A 23962-nucleotide genomic window follows, 5' to 3' on the forward strand; every position below is an offset into this window, starting at 1 on the left:
TGACTAAGATTGCAACTAAAAAGTTTTAAAGCTGATTAGAATTGTTTATTTTTGTCTAAGTAAGTTTTAAAAATAAATTAAAAACAAGATCATGAGTGTTTTAGTAAATAAAGATTCAAAAATAATCGTTCAAGGATTTACTGGAAGCGAAGGTACTTTTCATGCTTCTCAGATGATTGAATATGGAACAAATGTTGTAGGTGGTGTAACGCCAGGAAAAGGTGGAACTAGTCATTTAGATCGTCCAGTATTCAATACTGTTTCAGAAGCAGTTGAAAAAGCTGGTGCAGATACGTCAATCATTTTTGTACCGCCTGCATTTGCTGCAGATGCTATTATGGAAGCTGCAGACGCGGGTATCAAAGTAATCATTTGTATTACAGAAGGTATTCCAGTTGCGGATATGATTAAAGCTTATGACTACATTAAAACAAGAGATTGTAGATTAGTAGGACCAAACTGTCCTGGAGTAATCACACCAGGTGAAGCTAAAGTTGGTATTATGCCAGGATTCGTATTCAAAAAAGGAACGGTTGGAATTGTTTCTAAATCAGGTACTTTAACTTACGAAGCTGCAGACCAAGTAGTAAAAGAAGGTTTAGGAATTACAACAGCAATCGGTATTGGTGGAGATCCAATCATTGGAACAACAACAAAAGAAGCAGTTCAGTTGTTAATGGCTGACCCAGAAACGGAAGCAATCATTATGATTGGTGAAATTGGAGGACAGTTAGAAGCTGATGCTGCAAGATGGATTAAAGAAAACGGAAACAAAAAACCTGTTATCGGATTCATCGCTGGAGAAACTGCACCTAAAGGAAGAACAATGGGACACGCAGGTGCTATTGTTGGTGGAGCAGACGATACGGCAGCAGCTAAGAAAAGAATCATGAGTGAGTGCGGTATTCACGTGGTTGATTCACCAGCTGAAATTGGTAAAAAAGTAAAAGAAGTTTTAGGATAATAAAAAAAACCACATCTACAGATGTGGTTTTTTTTTACGGTTAACTAGGATCGTAACTAAAAAAAGCTGTCGTTAGACAGCTTTTTTTTATTATCTCAATTGAGCTCCAATATTATTTTCTAATTGGTATTGGATTTTACCCATAATCTTCTCAATTTGGCTTTCAGTAAGCGTTTTTGTACTGTCTTCCATTAAGATTGAGATGGCATAGGACTTTTTACCTGCTTCAATTTTATCCCCTTGGTAAACGTCAAATAGGGTAACATCTTTAATGATGGCTTTGTCTACTTGTTTTACGATAGTGAAGATTTCGTCAAAAGTAACCTGTTCGTCCAATAACAAGGCGTAATCTCTTTTTACTGTAGGGAATTTGTTCAAGTCTGTGAACTTGATTTTGCCACTTACTAATTTTAAGATAGCATCCCATTTGAAGTCAGCATAAGCCACCTCTTGTTTAATGTCAAAATGCTTTGTAATAGCCTTTTTAAGCACGCCAAAATCAACAATCGCCTCTTTGCCTACGTAGTAAGTGATTCCTTCTGAAAACACGTCATTTTCCGTTGGTTGCGTTGTGAATTTTCCAATGCCTAAACGATTTAAGATACTTAATACATATCCTTTAAATTCAAAGAAGTTGCTTGCTTTTTGTGTTGCGTTCCAAGATGCAGGTGTGCTGTTTCCTGTTACGAATAAAGCGAAGTGTTTGTCTTCTTCGAAGTTATTCAACATTTTGTGGTATGTTTTTCCAAATTCAAATAGACGCAAATCACTGTTCTTTCTATTGATGTTGTATGAGATAGACTCTAATCCACCGAATAGTAAAGATTGTCTCATAACAGCAAGATCAGCACTTAATGGATTGACAATATCCACTTGATAACTGTTGTTGATGCTTTCTGTAAGTGCGCTATACGTTGGCGTAGTCAACGAGTTGTTCATGATTTCATAGAATCCTTGAGCTACTAATTGATTGGCGATAATGTTTTGTACGCGGTGATCTTCTGTTCTGGAGCTATTTGAAATAGTCGCATTTAACTTAGAAGAGAAGCTAATGTTGTTGTAACCGTAAACGCGCAAGATTTCCTCAATCACGTCAATTTCTCTGGTTACATCTGCGCGATACGCAGGTACAGTAATACCTAATCCAACATCAGACATGCTGTGAACTTTAATATCTAAAGAAACCAAAATTGTTTTGATTGTCTCTTTTGAAATAGCCTCACCCAAAATGCGGTTGATGTTGTTGAAATTCAAGAATACAGAGTGATCTTCTACTTTTTTCGGGTAGAGGTCAACAATATCTGAAGTGATTTCACCACCAGCAACACTTTGAATCAACAAAGCAGCGTGTTTTAGTGCATATTCGGTAATAGATGGATCAATTCCTCGTTCAAAACGGAAGGAAGAATCGGTATTCAAGCTATGTCTTTTTGCTGTTTTTCTAACGCTTACGGGGTTAAAGTAAGCACTTTCTAAGAAAATAGTTGTTGTGTTTTCTGATACGGCTGATTTTAATCCACCGAATACACCAGCGATACACATTGGCCCATTTTCGTCACAGATCATTAGATCGTCTTGGTGTAAAGTGCGTTCAACACCGTCTAAAGTAACGAATTTCGTTCCTTCTTCTACGGTTTTAACGATGACTTTACCTCCTTTTATCTTAGCTGCGTCAAAAGCGTGTAGGGGTTGCCCTAAATCGTGTAGCACGTAATTTGTAACGTCTACGATATTGTTTTTAGGGGTGATGCCGATTGCTTTCAAGCGGTTCTGTAACCACTCAGGAGAAGTTTTTACTTCAATTCCAGAGATAGTTACTCCACAATAACGCGGTGCTTTTTTATAATCTTCAACGCTTACATCCATTTTAAGCGTTCTTCTTTCCACTTTGAATTTGCTTACAGCAGGTGTAATTAATTCTTTGTGTGGGGTTTCTATTTTAGGGTTTTGCAATAAACCTGCGCGCAGATCTCGAGCTACTCCCCAGTGGCTCATAGCATCCGAACGGTTTGGTGTAAGCCCAATTTCAAAAACCTGATCGGTTGTAATATCGAAAATAGTTGCCGCAGCTGTTCCAGGAACCACAGATTCATCGAGTACCAAAATACCACTTCCGTCTGTGCCTATACCTAGTTCAACGGCAGAACAAATCATTCCAAAGCTCTCTTCGCCTCTGATTTTACCCTTTTTAATTTGAAATGCATTTCCTTCGGCATCGTACAATTCTGTGCCAATTGTTGCAACTGCTACTTTTTGTCCAGCAGCTACGTTTGGAGCGCCACAAACAATTTGTACAGGTTCCCCCGTTCCTAAATCGACTTTTGTAACATTTAATTTATCTGCATTGGGGTGTTTAGTGCAAGATAATACATGTCCTACAACAACTCCTCTTAAACCTCCTTTTAGACTTTCGTATTGAGTAATTCCCTCAACTTCAAGACCTAAATCCGTTAAAACCTCTGAGGTTTCTTCTGGGGTGATGTCTAACTTAATGAATTGTTTTAACCAATTGTATGAAATATGCATTCGAAAATAATTTTGTTGTAGGCAAATATACGGATTGCCTGAGTTTAAGTAAAATAATTTTGTTGTTAATATTTAAAATTCCAAGTTTGTATGATTATAAGAATTTTTTGCGAATTGACTCATCGGGAATCATACATTGGTCTTTTTTTCCGTACCATTTATAGCGATTTTTTGCGATAAAGTCATAAAGTGAATCGGCTAGTTTGGTCGGCAATACGAGAAAAGCTGTCAGGAGGTAATACCATCCACCCAGGTATTTTGCTATCATTAAAGCTGCCTGAGATTTGATGTAATACGCTTCTCCGGGTTGGTATAAGACTATGCTGTCCGTTTGGGATCGATCTACGCCAATTTGTTGTAGGATCTGTTGGCCAAGTTCGGAATCTAAGGAGGTAAAGCGAAATTGATCGCGGTGATCTGCTTCAATAACGCGCTTAACGACATTGTCGCACAAATTGCAAACACCGTCAAAAAGGACGATTTTCTTATCTTTTGGGAGTTGTTCTATCATTTTTTGCGTTCTACCATTTCCAGTTGATCAATATTGACTTTAGATACAAAGAATCCGTAATTAACAGTAGCTGTGTTCTTCTCAATATTGTCAATCGTTCCAACAGCACGACCTTCTGTCATGCGCACGCGATCGCCAACTTTGAGCGGAAATTTCGTCTTGTTGCTCGCTTCTTGTTGCTTTTGGATTTCTTTTTTCTCTTTCTTTTCCTTGCGGATTACTTCTACTTTTTTCTCTACTTCTTGAAGTAGAACCTTTTGTTCTGCTTCTTTTTTCTTTTTTTCTTGAAGCGTTATTTTCTTGCGCTTTGAATTCTCTATCTCAACAACTTTTAGGATTTCGCTAAAAAGCGTTTTCTTGCTTTTGTTGTTGAAATACTTCTCGGATAAATCGTCTAGCTTTTGTCCTAAGTATACCAAGCGCTGATTCGAATCGAATAATTCTTGGTAACGCTCTAATTTCTCTTGCACTTTTGCATTGATGCCTTCTAGTTTTTTGCCCTCTTCTCTGGCTTTTGTCTCTTCTTCTTTTAGATTTTGAGACGTTCGTTCCAATTTGTGTCGTTCTTTCTGCAGGTTGGCGATGGTTTTGTCAAAGCGCACCTTTTCGGTTTCAACTTTTTTCTTTGCCCGGTTGATCAGGCTAAAGGGAATGCCGTTTTTCTGTGCTACTTCAAAAGTAAAGGAACTACCTGCTTGTCCAATGTTTAACTTGTATAAAGGCTCTAATGACTGTTCGTCAAAGAGCATGTTGGCATTGGTAGCAGAAGGCAATTGATCGGCCAAGATCTTTAAATTCGTATAGTGGGTGGTAATAATACCATAGGCTTCTCTATCGTAGAACTCTTCTAAGAAAACCTCGGCTAGTGCACCTCCTAATTCTGGATCAGAACCCGTTCCGAATTCGTCTATCAAAAACAAGGTGTTTGCATTGCATTTCTTTAGAAAGTAATTCATGTTTTTTAAGCGGTAACTGTATGTACTTAGGTGATTTTCAATAGATTGATTGTCGCCAATGTCAGTTAAAATACGGTCAAATAAAAACGTATGGCTGCGTTCGTGTACCGGAATTAACAAGCCCGATTGCAACATCAGCTGTAACAAACCAACGGTTTTTAAGGTGATACTTTTCCCCCCAGCATTCGGACCTGAAATAACGATAATTCGACTATCTTGCTCCAATTGAATCGTTTGCGGGTGAGTTGTTTTGCGTTTTTCCTTGTTGTTGAGCCATAAAATCGGGTGATAAGCCTCTCGGAAATAAAGCGTTTTTTCATCGCGTATTTCGGGTAGCAATCCGTTGATTTTTAAAGCGTATTTTGCCTTTGCTGCTGTGATGTCTAAGGAGGTTAAATAGGTGGTGTAGTCCAATAGCAAATCTCTAAACGGACGAATGCTGTTGGTCAACGCCTTTAAAATACGCACTATTTCTTCTCGTTCTTCGTATTCTAAATTGTTTAGCTCTCTGGAGAAGTGCAACGTTGCCTCGGGCTCAATGTAAACAATACTACCTGTTTTGGACTGTCCCAGTACGCTTCCTTTTACCTTGCGGCGGTGCATAGCAATAACCGCCAGCACGCGGCGATTGTCGACAATCGTTTCTCTGATGTCATCCAAATAACCAGCGCTGTTGTACTGTGACAAGGCAAAGCCAAAACTCTGGTTTATCTTGCCGCGAATTAAGTTGATGCTCTTGCGAATCGACAGTAAGTCAACAGAAGCGTTGTCTTTGATCTCTCCATATTTATCCAAGACATTTTCAATTTCCTTTACAATGCTTTTTTCTAAGGTAAGTGCGGCGTTGTCTTCAGCTAAATGCGGGTAATAATCGCTAAACTTTTTAAAGTACGCAATCAGGTTACTCGTGGTTTCTGTTAGGTTGTATATCTTTTTAAAACTGCTGATTTCCAAAAAACTGTCTTCAATCCCCAAGAATTTCAATTCATAGTCAATAGCATCAAAATAGTGATTAGGAATGACGTTGTTATTGGTAAAAGAAGCTAAATATTCTGACGTTTGTTTTAAGGCGTGTAAGGTCTGTTCCTTTGTTTTAAAAGGAACAATTTCCATCGCTCCCTCTTTTCCGCTTTCTGTGACGCATAGGCTAGAAACGAGAGATAAGACGGTATTAAATTCTAAATCTTGTAATGTTTTGTTGTTAATCGATGTCATGTGTTACAATGAGATTATCTAGCAAAAATACTATTTATTTATGGAAAAAAGGAAAGGAGGAATAGAAAGATGCCCCGGTTTTTATTCCGCTTTGCGTTTACTTGAGATTGATTCACCTTTTGTTGTTTCTTTTGTAAAAAGCGATGTTTTTTAAGATAGTATGATCAATATCAGTTCTTTTCTTTGTTAAAAATCAGTAATTTGTGCTTGTATTAAAGCAAACAATACTTAACTTTAAAAAAAAATAAGAACCTATGAAATACGTAACTGCTCAAGAAGCTGCAAAAGTTGTTCAATCAGGGGATCGAGTATACGTCCACGCAGCAGCTGCAACGCCAAATATTTTAACGAAAGCAATTAGTGATCGTGCAAGTGAATTGCGCAATGTTGAATTTTGTCACATTCACACCGAAGGGGAGGCGCCTTATGCTGATCCTGCACTTGCGGAGAGTTTTCACGTCAATTCCTTTTTTATCGGTAAAAACGTGCGTCATACCTTAGCGGCAGGGAATGGTTCTTACACCCCTGTTTTTTTAAGTGAAGTCCCTCTTCTTTTTAGAAAAGGGGTGTTGAAAGTCGATGTGGTTTTGATTCAAGTTTCGCCCCCAGACGAACATGGGTTTTGCTCGTTGGGCGTGTCTGTAGAGGCTTGTGTGGCTGCTATGGAACGCGCACGCGTGGTGATTGCGCAGATCAACCCACAAATGCCACGTACATTTGGCGATAGCGTATTGCACAGTTCGAAGATTCATTTAGCGGTGGATTGCGATTGTCCGATTTATGCCTCAAAAGAAACCCTTATTACAGACAAAGAAGCGACTATTGGAAAATATGTCGCCAATCTTATAGAAGATGAGAGTACACTTCAAATGGGAATTGGCTCCATTCCAAATGCTGTTTTAGCCCAATTAAACAACCACAAAAACCTCGGGTTGCACACAGAAATGTTCTCAGATGGGGTGATTGACCTGATCAAAAGCGGGGTAATCGACTGCTCGAAAAAGAAAATCGCCAAAGGAAGAGCGCTAGCTACTTTTCTCATCGGTTCGAAAAAACTATATGATTTTGTGGATAACAACCCTTTTATCGTTTTAAAAGAGTCTAGTTATGTCAACGATACCGCAATTATTCGCAAAAATCCAAAAGTAGTGGCGATTAACTCGGCTATTGAGGTAGATCTGACGGGACAAATTTGCGCGGATTCTATCGGACACAAGATGTATTCGGGTGTGGGTGGACAAATGGATTTTGTGCGCGGTGCTTCCCTTAGTGAAGGAGGTAAAGCTATTATTGCTTTGTCGTCAACGAGTAATCAAGGGCATAATCGAATAGTGCCCTACTTGCGCCAAGGAGCTGGGGTGGTCACTACACGTGCGCATGCCCAATATATTGTTACCGAATATGGGGTAGCCGATTTATATGGTAAAACCCTCAAACAAAGAGTGGCAGCCATGGCGGAAATTGCCCATCCAGATTTTAGAGAAGAAATTTTAAAAGCGTATTTTGACAATCTAAAAGCTTAGTTGAGGCGAATTGCCCTGCTAAAGAAAAAAATACGATATAAAACAAAAGTAGTAAAGGTTGTTGAAAACGACTGAAAAGATAAGAGGGTGTTCTGATAAGTCGCCCTCTTTGTGTTTTTATGGGACTAGATCAAGGCGCGGATTCAAATCCTTACCCTTGGAATGTCAGTATTTTGAAACATATAAGATAAGTAGTTGTAAAGGGTTTGTAAGGGGATCGTTAGTGTTTACAAGGGTTTTAGGCCTTTTTCCCTTACAAACCCCTTACAAACCCCTTACAAACCCCTTACAAACCCCTTACTATCTACCTGCAATTTGTTATTCGCGCTATAGTTGACGTTTTGTAACGCTTACTTCTTTTACTTTCCTGTTGATTTTTTAACCTATTCAGTGGGAATAAGTTGATTTTTTGTGCAATAAAATATAAAGCAAAGCTGTTTATAAAGGGTATAAATGGTTATATTTGACACTAAAATAAATAGAAAATCAATGCGTAGAATTAATAGGTTGGCTTGTGTAGCTGCACTAATGGGTACGATGAGCCTGTATGCACAACAAACAGTTGTATATACAGGACCTAATGCGACGTTTAATCAGGCAGTTGCCCTGTATAATGAACAAGAGTATTTGGCGGCCCAGTTATTATTTGACAAGATTAAGAAAGAAAATACATCCCAAAATAAAGAAATCGAGGCTGATTGTGCTTATTATATTGCCAATTGTGCCATTCGATTAGATCAAAGCGGAGCTGAGAATAAAATTGACGATTTTGTTGTGAATTATCCAACAAGTTCGAAACAGAATATCGCTTATATCGAAGCAACTGATTACTACTTTACAAGAGGTCAGTTTTCCAAAGCTGCTCATTTTGCAGCTAAAGTGAAGGACCACGTGATTGAAACGGAAAAGGTAGCCGATCGCTTCTTTTTTGAAAAAGGATACAGTGCCTTCTATATGAAGAATAGAAAAGAGGCCAAGAAGTATTTGGAAAAAGTAAGCCAAAATGGAGAGTGGGGAGAACAAGCGACTTATTATTTAGGCTATATTGCTTATGATACGGACAATTTTGACGATGCTAAAAAGCTGTTCGAAAAAGTAGAAAGCAAAGAGAAGTACAAAGAGAAAATGGGGTACTTCCAATCGGACATGAATTTCAAAACGGGTAATTTTGAGCAAGCGATTGCAGATGGTTTAGCGCAAATTAATAAATCCAATCCCCAAGAAAAATCAGAACTTGCTAAGATTATTGGAGAGAGTTATTTCAACTTGAAACAGTATGATAAAGCCTTGCCTTACCTGTTGGAATACAAAGGAAAAAACGGCAAGTGGAACAATACCGATTACTACCAATTGGGGTATGCGTATTACAAATCAAAAGACTACGACAAGGCGATTGAGCAATTTAATAAAATTATCGATGGCGATAACGCTATTGCACAAAATGCCTACTATCACTTAGGGGAGAGTTACTTGCACACCCATAAAAAAACACAAGCGTTAAACGCCTTTAAGAATGCGTCAGAAATGCGTTTTGATGCGAGTATTCAAGAAGATGCTTACCTAAATTACGGCAAACTGAGTTATGATATTGGAAATGCATACCAAAGTGCACCAAAAGTAATTAGTGGATTCTTGGAGAAATATCCGTTGTCTCCAAATAGAGAAGAAATGGAGGGGTTGTTGATCGACTCGTATATTACAGCAAAGAACTTTAAAGAAGCGTTGGTGTTGTTGGAGAAAAATAAAGCAACAGCCAACAAAGAGGCCTATCAAAAAGTGACGTTTTATCGCGGGCAAGAATTGTTTGTTGAAGGCAATTACGAGCAAGCGGCAGCGATGTTTACCAAATCGCTCGTAGAGCGTCAGGATGGTTTGTTTACGGCACGTGCATACTATTGGCAGGCAGAATCAAACTATGCGATGAACAAATTTGCTGAGGCAATTTCTTCTTATGTCAGTTTTATGGGAAGTCCTCAAGCGAAAAATACAGACGAATACAAGCATGTAAATTACGGATTAGGGTATACTTATTTCAAGCAGAAAGACTACGCGAATGCGGCAAAGCAATTTCAAAGTTTTATAGCTACTGCGCCAAAAGACGAGGCGAGACGCATTGATGCTTATCTTCGCTTGGGAGATAGTCAATTTGTAGAAGGTAGTTATTGGCCAGCGATGGAGGCGTATAACAAAGTAATTGAAGCGAATAAAGTGGATGTGGAATATGCGCGTTTCCAAAAAGCATTGGCCTATGGATTTGTTGATCGCCTTCAGAAAAAAGCAGATGATTTAATCGCTTTTACTAAAGACTATCCAAAATCGGGATTGACAGACAATGCGTTATACGAATTGGGAATGACCTATGTTGTGATGCAACAACCACAAAAAGCAACACCGGTTTTTGATCAACTGTTGAAGAATTACCCAAAAAGTGCTTATGCGTCTAAAGCGTTGTTGCGCCAAGGGTTGATTTATTATAACGCCAATAAAGCGGACGAGGCTTTAGTCAAATTCAAGGAAGTTGTAGCGAAATACCCGACCAGTGCAGAGGCTATAGAGGCGGTGCAAAATGCGCGCTTGGTGTATGTAGATCAAGGTAAAGTTGATGAGTATGGAGCGTGGGTAAAAGGGCTGTCATTTGTCAGTGTGAGTGATTTAGAATTAGATAAAGACACCTACGAATCTGCGGAAAAACAATATATGCAGAACAATACGCCAGCTGCAATTATTGGTTTTGAAAAATACTTAGTCGCTTATCCAAAAGGATTAAAGGCCTTGCAAGCACATTTTTACTTGGGACAATTGTACTTTGCATCTAGTGATTTCAAAAAAGCCCAACCACACTACTTAGCTGTTGCCGAAGGCAATAAAAGCGAATATATAGAGGTGAGCTTGTCGCGTTTGTCCGAAATCTACCTAAAAGAAAACAATACAGATCAAGCGTTGTTGATGTTGAGTCGATTGGAAACAGAGGCTACACAAGAACAGAATATCGTATTTGCCAAGTCGAATTTGATGAAATTGTACTATCAAGAAAGCGATTATACCAATGCGTTAAACTATGCAGAACAAGTGCTGAAGTTGGCAAAAATAGACAATAAAGTAAAGAGTGATGCACAGCTAATTATTGCGCGTACTGCTTTTGCAAATAAACAGTTTGACAAAGCGAAAAAGGGATATGCAGAAGTAGCGAAAATCGCCAAGGGTGAAGTAGCGGCAGAAGCGATGTATTACGATGCGTATTTCAAACGCATGGACAATAAATTTGAGGCTTCGAACGAAAGTGTTCAAAAGTTAGCCAAAGATTATTCGGCTTATAAGTACTATGGAGCGAAGGGATTGTTGTTAATGGCTAAAAATTTCTACAGCTTAAAAGATGCCTACCAAGCGACGTATATCTTGGATAGTGTAATTAAGAATTTTAGCGATTTTGAAGATGTTGTAGCAGAAGCACAACAAGAACTCAATACCATTAAAGCGCAAGAAGCGAAAAGTAATTCATCTATTGTACAATAAGGATTAATCGAATTAGAACGTAATTATGAAGAAGATCAATATATTAACCTTTGTATCAAGTGTTTTATTTGTTGGTACAGCGGTTGCTCAAGATAAGAATAAAAGTGATTTAGGAACAGAAGTTGTCGATGTTGTAAGACGATATGACGCGACAGTTTCGGAGGCGTTTAAAGTGAGAGAAATGCCTAATTTAGACGAGGAAGTCAAGGGAAAAAAGAAAGAGGTGGTGTATACGATTACGTCTTTTCCCGTTGCTTCAACCTTCGTTCCTGCTAAAGGAGAAGCGGCAAAAGTCGAAGCCAAACGCAATTTAGAGCGCTTTGATAATTACGCTTTGTTCGCAGGGGGTAACTATACCAATATACACGGAGAATTATTTGTTAGCGGACAAGTTGATCCCGATAGCTATATCGCGGGGTTTCTTCGTCATTTCTCTTCTCAAGGAGGAATAAAAAATCTACTGCTAGACGATGATTTTTCCAAAACAACAGGGGGCATTAACTTCTCAGGACAAAAGAAAAAAATCGGATGGAATACCGAAGTGGGAGGTTCTTATCAAACTGTAAATTGGTATGGTTTGCCGCAAGAAGAATTTGACTTTCCTAGAAATACAGTGGCGAGTATTAACTCAAAGCAAAAGTATAAGTCTTTTTATGTAGACGGTTCTGTTACTTTTGAAGACCTGCCAATAAAAGGAGTGGACGTTTATTTCAATTCGTTTAGCGATGACTTTAATCGCGCTGAGAATCACTTTGTGTTTAAACCGAGAATTGAAACTGCTTTTGGCGAAGGTTTTTTTGGTAAGTTGGACATCGCTGTTGATTATGTGAGTTCAAAATACAAAAGACAAGACTTTTTGAATGAAGGCGGAATAGTAGATTACAATAACGAGGCAATTGTCACGTATAGAGGAACAGATGAGCACTTTAATTTTGGAGCTGAACCTTGTGTTGTGCTTCAGGGAGAGGATTACTTTCTTCAATTAGGTGTTGGGTTGTACTACAACAATGGAAAGATTGGCGGAACCTCAGACAACAATTTTTACTTCTACCCCCAAGTGAAGGCGTCTTATAATTTAGTGCCTAATCTCGTGATTGCATATGCGGGAATTGACGGGGGATTAACGCAAAATACGTTTAAGGATTTTGTCGATCAAAATCCATTTGTATCTCCAGAAGCAGGATTGCGTCCTACGGATAAGTCCTATGATTTCTATGTGGGGATGAAAGGAAAACTCGATCACACGATTTCCTACAATATTAAGGGGTCTTACACCAAAGAAAATGACAAGGCTTTGTTTAGGTCTACGCCTTTTTCTTCTAACGTAAATCGACTAGACTATTTGTATGGCAATGCGATGGATGTTGCCTATGCAGAGGTTGAAACCTTGAGTGTGTTTGGAGAATTGCGCTTTGATATAGACAACACCGTGTTATTGGGTATTCGCGGGGAGTACAATCACTACGATTCAAATACGAGAGAAGCGTGGGGGTTGCCTTCCATTAAAGTTGGAGCTGATGCTTTAATCAATTTTACCGATCAATGGTTTGCGGGAATGGATTTACAATACATTGGTGAACGCAAAGATTTGTTGGTAAACCAAGACGATATGCACACGACAGCAAATGGACCAGTGGAAACGACAAAAACACTGGATGGATTTGCTGATCTAAGTTTAAAGTTGGGGTATAGACCTACAAAAAATTGGACTGTATTTTTAAAAGGGAATAATGTGTTAGATCAAAAGTACAACCAATGGGGAAGTTTTAGATCGCAGGGTGTGCAGATAATGGCGGGTGCTATTTATAAATTCGATTTTTGAGAATAATTACAACTTAATTACTGTTAAAAGTCACTTTTTTTTGGTTAAAAGCAGTTTTATTCCTGCGTTTTAATTTTTTTTGATACTTAATTGGACTATTTTTGTCAGCAAACAACAAAAGGGATCCTATAAGGTATTTTAAGAAATTGGAAATGACACTAAAACAAGAACTAAAGGCTACATTTTTGCAGCGCTTAGATGATAAAATAGACGCGCTTCGCGGTATTGTAGAAGATTTAGCAGAAGACGCTCAAACCGATGCGAAAAGTTCTGCAGGGGATAAACACGAAACGGCTTTGTCTATGATGCATTTAGAGCAGGAAAACATAGTGAAGAAAATCAGAGAAAGTCTTGATTTGAGAGAGGTGGTGAAGCGAATTGACGAAAACAAGAATTCTGATGTAGTAGAATTTGGAAGCATTGTAAAAGTCAATACGGTATATTTGTTTTTGGCGGCTGCGTTGCCAAAGGTTACTATAGCGGATAGAGCTGTATTGGGGGTGTCTATGGATGCGCCTATTGCAAAAGCGCTTTTAGGACGTAAATTACACGATTCATTTTCTTTTAACAATTGTGATTTTACCGTTAACTTTTTAGAATAGAGAACAAGTAATTTATATAGATAAAAACAGGTGTAAGCGAAAGTTTACACCTGTTTTTTTTGGTGTTAAAAAAAATATAAAAGAAAAGCGTTTCAATTTTGTGAAAAGACAGATTTATATTGTAATTTGAAATTCTTCTTTCGCCATTCAAAAATGTTTAAATTAAAAGGCAAAAACAAGGAGAATAGGCGTGGAGAAGTTGATAAATTGTTTTAAAAAAGCTATATTTGTACGTTACTTATTTTAGAAAATTATTATGAGCCAAGAAGTAAATAAGGGAAATTATTCAGCCGATAGTATTCAGGCACTAGAAGGAATGGAGCACGTAAGAATGCGTCCTTCCATGTATATTGGAGATGTAGGAGTGCGCGGATTACACCACCTTGTATATGAAGTAGTAGATAACTCTATTGATGAGGCATTAGCGGGGCATTGTGATACGATCAATGTAATTATTAACGAGGATAATTCCATTTCTGTTGAAGACAACGGTCGTGGTATTCCAGTTGATATGCACAAAAAAGAGGGGGTATCAGCTTTAGAGGTCGTAATGACCAAAATTGGAGCAGGAGGTAAGTTCGATAAAGATTCTTATAAAGTTTCGGGAGGATTACACGGGGTAGGTGTATCGTGTGTGAACGCCTTGTCGGATTTATTGAAAGCAACTGTTTTTCGCGATGGAAAAATCTACGAACAAGAATACTCAAAGGGAAAAGCTTTATATCCAGTAAAAGTTGTTGGTGAAACTGATAAAAGAGGGACAACAGTTACCTTCCGACCAGATCCAACTATTTTTACTCAAACACTAGAGTATTCGTATGATACCTTAGCTTCTCGTTTACGCGAATTAGCCTTTTTAAATAAAGGCCTAAAAATTACGTTGACAGATGCCCGTGAGGTAGATGAAAAAGGAGAGGTGAAAAAAGAAGAGTTTTTCTCCAAAGAAGGGTTGAAAGAATTTATCAAATTCTTGGACGGTAACCGTACGCCAATTATCAACGAAGTGATATGGATGGAATCTGACAAAGGCGATGTGCCTGTGGAGGTTGCTTTGATTTACAACGACACCTATTCAGAAAATATCTATTCCTACGTAAACAATATTAATACACACGAAGGAGGTACGCATTTACAAGGGTTCCGTATGGGATTAACTCGTACGCTTAAGAAATATGCAGATGCTTCTGGATTGTTAGATAAGTTGAAATTCGAAATTAGTGGGGATGATTTCCGCGAAGGATTGACGGCAATTATTTCGGTAAAAGTCATGGAGCCACAGTTCGAAGGACAGACGAAAACAAAACTGGGGAATAGAGAGGTAGTATCTCCTGTGAGCCAGGCGGTTTCTGAGATGTTAGAGAACTATTTGGAAGAGAATCCAAATGATGCGAAGATCATCGTGCAGAAAGTAATTTTAGCTGCTCAAGCTAGACATGCAGCGAAGAAAGCTCGTGAGATGGTACAGCGCAAAACGGTAATGACTGGAGGAGGACTTCCAGGGAAGTTATCGGATTGCTCTGAACAAGATCCAGCAAAATGTGAGGTATTCCTTGTCGAGGGAGACTCGGCGGGTGGAACTGCCAAACAAGGACGCGATAGAAACTTCCAAGCGATTTTACCACTTCGCGGTAAAATCTTGAACGTTGAAAAGGCAATGGGACACAAAGTGTTTGAAAGTGAGGAGATTAAAAATATCTTTACCGCTTTAGGAGTAACCATTGGAACCGAAGAAGACAGTAAAGCCTTGAACCTTGAGAAATTGCGTTACCACAAAGTAGTGATCATGTGTGATGCCGACGTGGACGGTAGCCACATTGCAACGCTTATTTTGACTTTCTTCTTCCGCTATATGCGAGGGTTAATTGAAAATGGACACGTGTTCATTGCTACGCCACCTTTGTTTATGGTGAAGAAAGGACAACGCAAAGTCTATGCTTGGAGTGATGAAGAACGCATTGCCTTATTAGAAGAAATGGGCAGTGGATCAAGCGTACAACGATACAAAGGTCTTGGAGAGATGAATGCGGAACAATTGTGGGAAACGACAATGAATCCAGAACACCGTATCTTAAGACAAGTAAAAATAGACGATTTAAAAGAAGCAGATTTAGTGTTTTCTATGCTGATGGGAGATGAAGTTCCACCGCGTAGAGAGTTTATTGAGAAGAACGCAACATATGCGAAAATCGACGCTTAATTAAAAATATCTAGTAGAAAAGGTCAAGCCTCTTGCATTGACCTTTTTTTGTTTAACGTAAACTTAAAAGCCATTTAATTATGAAAGTATCTGTAATTGGAGCAGGTAACGTTGGTGCAACATGCGCTGAAGTTATCGCATTTAGGCAAATCGCTAGTGAAGTAGTCCTAGTAGATATTACTGAAGGATTAGCTGAAGGTAAAGCGATGGACATCATGCAATGTGCTGCAAATTCTGGTTTTGACACCGTTGTTAAAGGAGTAACAAAACAGTATGCACGTACAGTAAACAGTGATGTAGTTGTGATTACTTCTGGGATTCCCAGAAAACCGGGCATGACTCGCGAAGAATTAATTGGAACGAATACAGCTATTGTAAAGAGTGTGATGGAAAATGCGTTGACCGTTTCTCCAAACGCTATTTTTGTAATTGTGACTAACCCTATGGACACGATGGCTTTGGCAGCCTTGAAAATTTCGGGATTGCCTAAGAATAGAATTATCGGAATGGGAGGAGCCTTAGACTCCGCTCGTTTCAAGTATTTCTTGAGCCAAAAATTGGACAAACCTGTGGCAGATATTGAAGGAATGGTTATTGGAGGACACGGAGATACAACCATGATCCCGTTAATTCGCTTGGCTACCTATAAGGGAATTCCTGTTACCCAACTGTTGACTGTGGAAGATCAACAAGAAGTAGTGAAGCAAACCATGGTTGGTGGAGCAACGTTGACAAAACTATTGGGAACTTCTGCTTGGTATGCTCCTGGAGCTGCTGTGGCACAATTAGTAGACAGCATTTTGCACGACAGAAAGAAATTAATTCCATGTTCTACTTTGTTAGAGGGCGAATACGGTGAACAAAATATCTTTATCGGAGTTCCGTGTATTATCGGAAAAAATGGGGTAGAGGAAATTGTTGATATCGCTTTAAATAAAGAAGAAAAAGAAGAATTTAGTAAGAGTGCGGAAGCTATAAAAGAGGTGAATAAAGAACTTCACCACATACTTTCATAAAATTATTATAAGACGTCGAGCAAATAGAAGGGGAAATCCTCGTTTTTTTAGCGATAAACTTGCCAAAAGAATTGGTTAATCTAGCATCATATTTTATATTTGCTCGTTTTAAAAAAATAATTAATTAATTTTTAGTAATAATGCAAAACAAGGGACTTGTTAAATTTTTTGCAATAATTTTTGCTCTGGTAAGTATCTACCAGTTGTCTTTCACCTTTGTTACAGGCCATTATGAGGACAAAGCGAAAGCTTTTGCTAATGGTGATTCGGAAAAAGAATTACAGTATTTAGACTCAATTGGCAATCAAACAGTTTTTTTAGGACAGACATTTAATGAAGTAAGAGCTAAACAAATCAACAAAGGATTGGATTTAGAGGGAGGAATTAACGTAACGTTACAAATCTCGATCAAAGACATTCTTAAAGGTTTAGCAAATAATTCTAAAAATGCTGTGTTTAATAAAGCATTGGCAGAGGCAGAGGCATTGAGACAAGGTAATCAAAGTTACCTTGACGCGTTTTATACTGCATTCGAAAAAGAATCTAAAGGCAGTGTAAAATTAGCTTCGGGAGATATTTTTGCAAACAGAAATTTAAGTGAGATTACAGTAGGAATGTCAGATAACCAAGTAAAGGCTATCTTAGACAAAAAAGTAAAGGAATCTATTGAGAGTGCGTACCGCGTATTCAGAGAGCGTATTGACAAATTTGGTGTTTCACAACCCAATATTCAAATGCTTGGTGATACAGGGCGTATTTTAGTTGAATTGCCAGGTGCAAAAGATGTAGATCGTATCAAGAATCTTTTACAAAGTACTGCTCAGTTAGAGTTTTGGGAAACGTATAAAGTTGAAGAAATCGGTAATTATTTAGCTTCTGCGAATGAGTACTTGAAGTCAACGGAAAAAGCGGCTAAACCTGAAACAAAAGAAATCGAACAAGCACAAGATTCAACAAAAACTGATGTTGATGCATTATTAGGTGGAATTAAAGCAGAGGATACAGAAGCTCAAACGCAAGAGTTAGGTCCATTATTCAGCTTATTTGTTGGAATTGGACAGCAAGGAAGCCCTGTTTTAGGTTATGTTCAGACGAAAGATACAGTAAAGGTAAATGCGTTATTAAAACGTCAAGACGTTAAAAACTTATTGCCAGCTGATCAAAAATACGCGCGTTTTGTATGGGGTAAACCAAGCAAAAAAGCACCAGATGTCGTAGAAATGTACGCGTTAAAAACCAACCGCGAGGGAGTTCCTCCTTTGAGTGGAAGCGTGATAACAGGTGCACAAGACGAGTATGATAACTTCGGCCGTCCAGTTGTGGGCATGTCGATGAGTCCAAAAGGAGCAAAAATCTGGGAAGAATTAACAGGAAAAGCATTTACAGAGCGCTCAAATATCGCTATTGTTTTAGATAATGTTGTTTATTCTGCTCCAGGGGTTACTAACGGACCAATTACTGGTGGTAGATCATCAATCTCTGGTGATTTTACTGTAGCTGACGCAAAAGACTTAGCGAATATCTTACGTGCAGGTAAATTACCAGCAGGTGCAGATATCGTACAATCAGAAATCGTAGGACCATCATTAGGACAACAAGCAATTGACGCTGGTATGCTATCAGCAATCGCTGGTTTAATCGTTGTTTGGTTGTGGATGGCCTTCTACTATGGAAGAGCAGGTTGGTATGCAAACATCGCGTTGTTAGCTAACTTATTATTCATGTTTGGTATTTTAGCTAGTTTAGGTGCTGTGTTGACTTTACCTGGTATTGCCGGTATCGTATTGACAATGGGTACTGCAGTGGATGCCAACATTATTATTTCCGAACGAGCCAAAGAGTGTTTGCGAAAGGGAATGAATCTAGCCGATACGATCAAAGAATCCTATAGTTGGAAAGGTGCTATGCGCCCAATCGTTGATGCAAACGTAACGCATATCCTAACAGGGGTTATCTTATTCGCTTTCGGATCAGGACCTATCAAAGGATTCGCTACTACGTTGTTAATTGGTATCGCTACTTCGTTGTTTACCTCAATCTTCATCGCTCGCATCTTTATGGATAGAGACGTGAAAGCAGGTAGAAGCTTAATGTTCTCAACGAATATCACTAAAAACTGGTTTACTAACTTCAACTTTGACTTCTTGAAAATGAAGAAAGCAACCTACGGTTTATCAGCTGTTATTGTTGTTGTTTCTTTTGCTTCATTCTTTATCAACGGATTTGATGAAGGTACAGATTTCGTTGGTGGTAGAACCTTCCAAGTGAAATTCGACAAAGAAGTTTCAGCAAATGACGTGAGTGAAAAACTAGGAGACATTTTTGGTGTAAACGTAGAAGCAAAAGTTTTTGGTAATAAAGAGCAATTGAAAATTACTACTAAGTACAAAGTAGAAGAAGAAGGTGCTGCAGTTGACCAAGAAGTAAACGAATTGCTGTATAAAGGATTGAAACCGTATTACGAGAAAGAGATCACTTACCAAGAGTTCGTCAATGCAACAGAAGGAAAAGTATACGGAGTTATTCAAGCGTCTAAAATCGGACCAAGTGTTGCGAAAGACGTAAAACAAAATGCTTATTGGGCCGTTTTAGGTTCTATGGCTGCCATCTTCGTTTACTTGGTGATTTCATTCCGCAAATGGCAATACTCTTTAGGTGCTATCGTTTCTGTGGCACACGACGTAATCTTTGTATTGGGAGTATACTCTTTAACATACAAATTTATGCCTTGGCACATGGAAATCGACCAACACTTTATTGCTGCTATTCTTACAGTAATTGGGTACTCGATGAACGATACCGTAATTGTATTTGACCGTGTGCGTGAGTTTATCGCTGGTAAAACAAAAGGAGATTTCAATAAGATCGTAAATGATTCAGTAAATACTACCTTATCGAGAACAATCAATACTTCGTTAACTTTAATCTTTGTATTGTTAATCATGTTCATCTTTGGTGGAGATTCAATCCGCGGATTCATCTTCGCTATGTTAATCGGTATTATTGTAGGTACTTATTCATCTTTATTCTTAGCTACACCTGTATTAGTTGATACAATGCCAAGAAAAGACAAAGAGGAAATTGAAAGATTACACCGTGAAGCGCAAGAAGAAGAACTTGCAGGCGAACAAGCTTAATTTACGTGTATCACACATAGAATATAAAAGAGGAAGTAGGTCGACTACTTCCTCTTTTTGTTTGTATCCCTTGTCGTTTTTTTAGTTACTTTAGACGAGATTATGAAAATTAAAAAAGATGCTTACGATTGAAACAGTCGCTTTAGAAGAAAAGCAAGTATTGCGCAATTTGATGCAATTGTATAAATATGACTTTACGGTATTTGATCCAGAGGATGTCGATGTAATGGGGTTGTATGATTATCCTTACCTGGATTACTATTTCGTAGAACACGATCGACAGGCTTATTTTATCAAAATAAAGGGTGTTTTAGCGGGTTTCGCTTTGGTGCGCTCTACTGTGTTAACCCAAACGAAAGAACCTGTTTGGGAGCTTGTAGAATACTTTGTATTGAAAAAGTATAGAAGAGAAGGAGTAGGAAGTCAAGCAGCAAGGAGAATTTTGGATAAGCACCAAGGTAAGTGGAAGATTGGAGTTATGGCGAATAATGCGCCTGCATTGGCTTTTTGGCGTAAAATTACAACCGCGTATGACCCAAATACCGTAGAATTGGAAGAAAAAGACTGGGAAGGTATATTTTTGGTTTTGGAGTCTAAAAAAGAAGGCTATTAGATAAGACGCAGATTTTTATGTTCTTAAGTTGGAATTTACGCGCTAAACTTAACTTAAAATTAAGGCTTTATCCCTTTGTTTATAAGGGAATGCAAAAAAAATGCGTTAAGTATTTTTAAATTTTGTATTTTTGATACAAGAAAAAGAAAATCGACGAAATAGAAAGGAAATAATCTAGGAAGTCTTTGAATGGATAAGTTATAATTAACCGTGTAAATTCAACAAGAAATAGAGCGTAAAAGAGTTGTTAGCCTTGTACAATCTGTTTGGGTCATTGTAGAAGTTATACAAGATAAATGAATTGAAAAATAAAGTGCTAGAAAATTCTTTACAACAGGCTATAAAAGTATACCCGAGTGCAGATGCTGCATCGTTATACGTTGCTGATAAAATTGCGCAAATAATAAAGAGAAAACAAGAGGTGGGAGACCTTGCAATCTTGGGATTAGCCACGGGATCTACACCAAAAGGGGTGTATAAAGAGCTCGTGCGTTTACATCAAAATGAAGGGTTAAGCTTTCAAAATGTAGTGACCTTCAACCTAGATGAATATTATCCGATGCATCCTGTAGAAGAGCAGAGTTATGTGACTTTTATGAAACAAAATCTCTTTAATCACCTCGATATTCCTGCACATCAAATTCACATTCCCGATGGAACTTTATCCCTAGAAGGAATTCAGGCATATTGTGAATTGTATGAAAAAAAGATCCAAGATTTTGGTGGTTTAGACATGCAATTATTGGGAATTGGCAGAAGTGGACACATCGGATTTAACGAACCAGGTTCACTGAAAGATTCGTTGACGAGATTGGTTCAATTAAACGACATCACAAGAACTGATGCTTCGGATGACTTTGGCGGGTTAGATAATGTTCCTACGCAGGCTATTACCATGGGAATTCAAACCATCATGCAAGCCAAGCAAATATTCTTGTTGGCACTGAGTGAACGAAAAGCAGAAATCATAGAAAAGGCTTTGAAAGGCGAAATTTCTGCAGCAGTACCTGCTACGTTTTTACAACAATTAGAGCAGGTAGAGTATATTCTAGATCAAAAAGCAGCCGCTTTGCTATAGGTAAAGCTAGTGTAGAAATAAACTGATTCACAGTTAATTAAAAGAGCGATGCATTGTACTGCATCGCTTTTTTTATGGTTCTAATCCAGCACCTTGACTCCTTTCCCTACCTAAGTCTAAGCCGAGCAATAGAGCGGGAATTTACAGCTGTTGTTCTAGGTTTTTCGATAGTTATCCATGATAGACCGGAAGAGTTCCGCATTGGAAGGCGGAGTTAATATAACTGCGCTAACTTTTTTATTCACAATGTTTTGTAGGGAATCATAGGTCTTACCTCCCGTAGAAATTACCGGAAAATCGGGATAGTGTTGCTGTAAGTATTCTACTATTTGAATGGTATTGCCTCCTCCCGTAATATTAAAACAACTAACTCCCGCTTGAATACGTGCCTCAAAATCAAAATTTAAGGTAGATATGCTGGATATGATGGGAATAGTGAGGTGCTGTTTGAGTATAGCAATGTCCTCATTTTTAAAAGGTTGGTTTACAATCACCGCTGCCGCACCACATTTCTGTGCCTCTAATGCGATTTCAATGGCAAAATCACCTTGAGTCATTCCTCCACCAATACCACAAATAACAGGTTTGTTTGAAAATGCAATCAACGTTTTAATGATGTGCAATGAAGGAGTAAAAGGGTAAACCGCTAGTAGCGCATCTGCATCGTTATTTTCTATTAAGGCTAAATCAGTTGAGTACAGAATGGTCTTGATTTTCTTGCCATGGAGTTCTAGTCCTTTACATCGTTTAGTAATGTGGTTGGGGGTTGGAATTTTTGCCTTTTGTTTGGCAGGCGCTTTCCAAAAAAAGAAGATGTCCCAAAAACGCCTTTTAGGCGGGGGCGTGTTCCAAATAGAGTTTGTATGATTGGTCGTTGCCATTTTTCTTATACTTTAAAACGATATACAAAGATGAAAAATAGGACGCGTTGGCTGGGCCCATTGTAAGTAATCGAAGAGATCTTGTAATGAACTTCGAATTTTGTGTAACGAACGCTGTAGATACTTTCCTATTCCCGAATTATTTATCATAGGATAAATAGATTGTCTGCGACAACCTGTACTTTTGTCCCGTTATTTTAACCTAAAAGATTGAAAGACAATGACAGAGAAAACCTTCGCTTTATCGCAAATTTTTCCAACACGCACAAGAATTAGATTAGTTGCGGTTTGGTTAATCGTGATTTTATTTATGGTCTTTGGACAAAGGCTCCTAGGAGATTCCATAACGGGAACAATTGCGTTAGGCACATTTTTAGTTTTACTATTTACAATAATTGGTGCTGCTTTTGGCGTGGTTAAGGAAGCAGATGAATTGGCACATAAACTAGGGGAACCCTATGGAACGCTCATTTTGACGCTTTCCATTGTTTCCATTGAAGTGATTTTAATTGCTGCGGTGATGCTAGGCCCTGGTGAAAATCCTACTATCGGAAAGGATTCGATTTTTTCGGTGATGATGATTATAATGAATTTAGTCATTGGATTGTGTATTTTGTTGGGAGGGCTGAAATTTGGTGAGCAAGAGTACAATGCACAGGGCACCTTATCGTATTTAGGAATGATTATTATGCTTGGTGGAATAGGGTTGTTACTGCCTAATTTTATTCAAGGAGCAGGTGGTGGTGCATTTACTACGACACAAGCTATTGTTTTGGCGGGATTTGTAATTGTGTTGTATGGTGTATTTCTCTTGTTTCAGATGAAGGGGTACAAGCATTTGTATATACAACCTAAAACGGGAAGCATGGAGATTCTTTTTTCTCAGCGCCATGAGGTGATTCAAAGGGAAGCAACAGCAGGGCATGAGGGAGTTCCGTCTAGTAATAAAAGGGAAATAGTCATTCGCACTTTGATTTTATTGGGTATGATTTTGCCGATTGTCTTGTTGTCGCACAACATGGCTGTGGTGGTGGATTACGGGATTAAAGCGGCTAATCTACCTCCATTATTAGGGGGCGTATTGATTGCAATTATCGTGTTTACCCCAGAATCAATGACGGCTGTAAAAGCGGCCTTAAACAACGAATTTCAACGCGCAATAAACCTTTGTCACGGTGCATTTGTTTCTACTGTAGGGTTGACGATTCCATCAGTCTTACTCGTTGGATTGATCACTGGTAAAACCGTGCTTTTTGGAATGACTCCCACAGAAACCATTCTGTTTATTATCACCTTGCTGTTGAGCTTGATGACCTTTATAGGCAAGCGTACAACGCCTATTATGGGGATGATGCATTTGGTGCTATTTGCTGTCTTTATACTGTTGATTTTTAATCCTTAATATATA

Annotated in this window: 15 protein-coding genes; 11 read left to right on the forward strand and 4 right to left on the reverse strand. The window is 38.4% G+C overall.

Features of this window, described 5'->3' with window-relative positions:
• Nucleotides 1-91: 91 nt before the first annotated feature.
• Nucleotides 92-964 carry a succinate--CoA ligase subunit alpha gene (sucD, locus tag HX062_RS11560; protein WP_182626696.1) on the forward strand — a complete coding sequence of 291 codons (873 nt, stop codon included), beginning with the start codon at nt 92-94 and terminating at the stop codon, nt 962-964.
• 90 nt (nt 965-1054) lie between these two features.
• Here the strand turns inward: sucD and pheT are convergent, their stop codons facing one another.
• From pheT to HX062_RS11575, 3 genes are all read right to left on the reverse strand, one after another.
• Nucleotides 1055-3490 carry a phenylalanine--tRNA ligase subunit beta gene (gene pheT, locus HX062_RS11565; RefSeq protein WP_182626695.1) on the reverse strand — a complete coding sequence of 812 codons (2436 nt, stop codon included), beginning with the start codon at nt 3488-3490 and terminating at the stop codon, nt 1055-1057.
• 94 nt (nt 3491-3584) lie between these two features.
• On the reverse strand, nt 3585-4001 hold the full coding sequence (locus HX062_RS11570) for a thiol-disulfide oxidoreductase DCC family protein (RefSeq protein WP_182626694.1): 417 nt from the start codon (nt 3999-4001) through the stop codon (nt 3585-3587).
• Entirely contained in the window at nt 3998-6172 is a 2175-nt protein-coding gene (locus HX062_RS11575; RefSeq protein ID WP_182626693.1) for an endonuclease MutS2, read from the reverse strand. Before HX062_RS11575 ends, HX062_RS11570 begins: the two co-directional genes overlap by 4 nt.
• 254 nt (nt 6173-6426) lie before the next feature.
• Here HX062_RS11575 and HX062_RS11580 point away from each other — a divergent pair, with 254 nt between their 5' ends.
• The 9 genes from HX062_RS11580 to nagB all read left to right on the forward strand — a co-directional run bounded on the left by HX062_RS11580 (nt 6427) and on the right by nagB (nt 21673).
• Nucleotides 6427-7695 carry an acetyl-CoA hydrolase/transferase family protein gene (locus HX062_RS11580; RefSeq protein ID WP_182626692.1) on the forward strand — a complete coding sequence of 423 codons (1269 nt, stop codon included), beginning with the start codon at nt 6427-6429 and terminating at the stop codon, nt 7693-7695.
• 489 nt (nt 7696-8184) lie between these two features.
• The gene (locus HX062_RS11585) at nt 8185-11208 is read left to right on the forward strand and encodes a tetratricopeptide repeat protein (RefSeq protein ID WP_286467524.1); all 3024 of its coding nucleotides are present in this window, start codon (nt 8185-8187) and stop codon (nt 11206-11208) included.
• A gap of 25 nt (nt 11209-11233) precedes the next feature.
• On the forward strand, nt 11234-13030 hold the full coding sequence (locus HX062_RS11590) for a TonB-dependent receptor (RefSeq protein WP_286467525.1): 1797 nt from the start codon (nt 11234-11236) through the stop codon (nt 13028-13030).
• Between the two features lie 152 nt (nt 13031-13182).
• Complete coding sequence (locus tag HX062_RS11595) at nt 13183-13632, forward strand: hypothetical protein (RefSeq protein WP_182626689.1); 450 nt, start codon at nt 13183-13185, stop codon at nt 13630-13632.
• Between the two features lie 256 nt (nt 13633-13888).
• The gene (gene gyrB, locus HX062_RS11600; RefSeq protein ID WP_182626688.1) at nt 13889-15829 is read left to right on the forward strand and encodes a DNA topoisomerase (ATP-hydrolyzing) subunit B; all 1941 of its coding nucleotides are present in this window, start codon (nt 13889-13891) and stop codon (nt 15827-15829) included.
• Nucleotides 15830-15909: 80 nt separating this feature from the next.
• Nucleotides 15910-16845 (forward strand): malate dehydrogenase, encoded by a 936-nt coding sequence (locus HX062_RS11605; RefSeq protein ID WP_182626687.1) that lies wholly within the window; start codon nt 15910-15912, stop codon nt 16843-16845.
• A gap of 140 nt (nt 16846-16985) precedes the next feature.
• Complete coding sequence (secDF, locus tag HX062_RS11610; RefSeq protein ID WP_182626686.1) at nt 16986-19982, forward strand: protein translocase subunit SecDF; 2997 nt, start codon at nt 16986-16988, stop codon at nt 19980-19982.
• A 118-nt stretch (nt 19983-20100) separates the two neighbouring features.
• Entirely contained in the window at nt 20101-20595 is a 495-nt protein-coding gene (locus HX062_RS11615; RefSeq protein WP_286467527.1) for a GNAT family N-acetyltransferase, read from the forward strand.
• Between the two features lie 301 nt (nt 20596-20896).
• Entirely contained in the window at nt 20897-21673 is a 777-nt protein-coding gene (gene nagB, locus HX062_RS11620) for a glucosamine-6-phosphate deaminase (protein ID WP_286467529.1), read from the forward strand.
• Between the two features lie 155 nt (nt 21674-21828).
• On the opposite strand, the gene HX062_RS11625 is transcribed toward nagB, so the two are convergent.
• Nucleotides 21829-22554 (reverse strand): beta/alpha barrel domain-containing protein, encoded by a 726-nt coding sequence (locus HX062_RS11625; protein ID WP_286467530.1) that lies wholly within the window; start codon nt 22552-22554, stop codon nt 21829-21831.
• Between the two features lie 220 nt (nt 22555-22774).
• Between HX062_RS11625 and HX062_RS11630 the strand changes: the two genes are divergently transcribed.
• Nucleotides 22775-23956 (forward strand): calcium:cation antiporter, encoded by a 1182-nt coding sequence (locus HX062_RS11630; protein WP_286467532.1) that lies wholly within the window; start codon nt 22775-22777, stop codon nt 23954-23956.
• Nucleotides 23957-23962: the final 6 nt, after the last annotated feature.

The organism is Myroides sp. DF42-4-2 (genome assembly GCF_030326445.1).
GTDB lineage: Bacteria > Bacteroidota > Bacteroidia > Flavobacteriales > Flavobacteriaceae > Flavobacterium.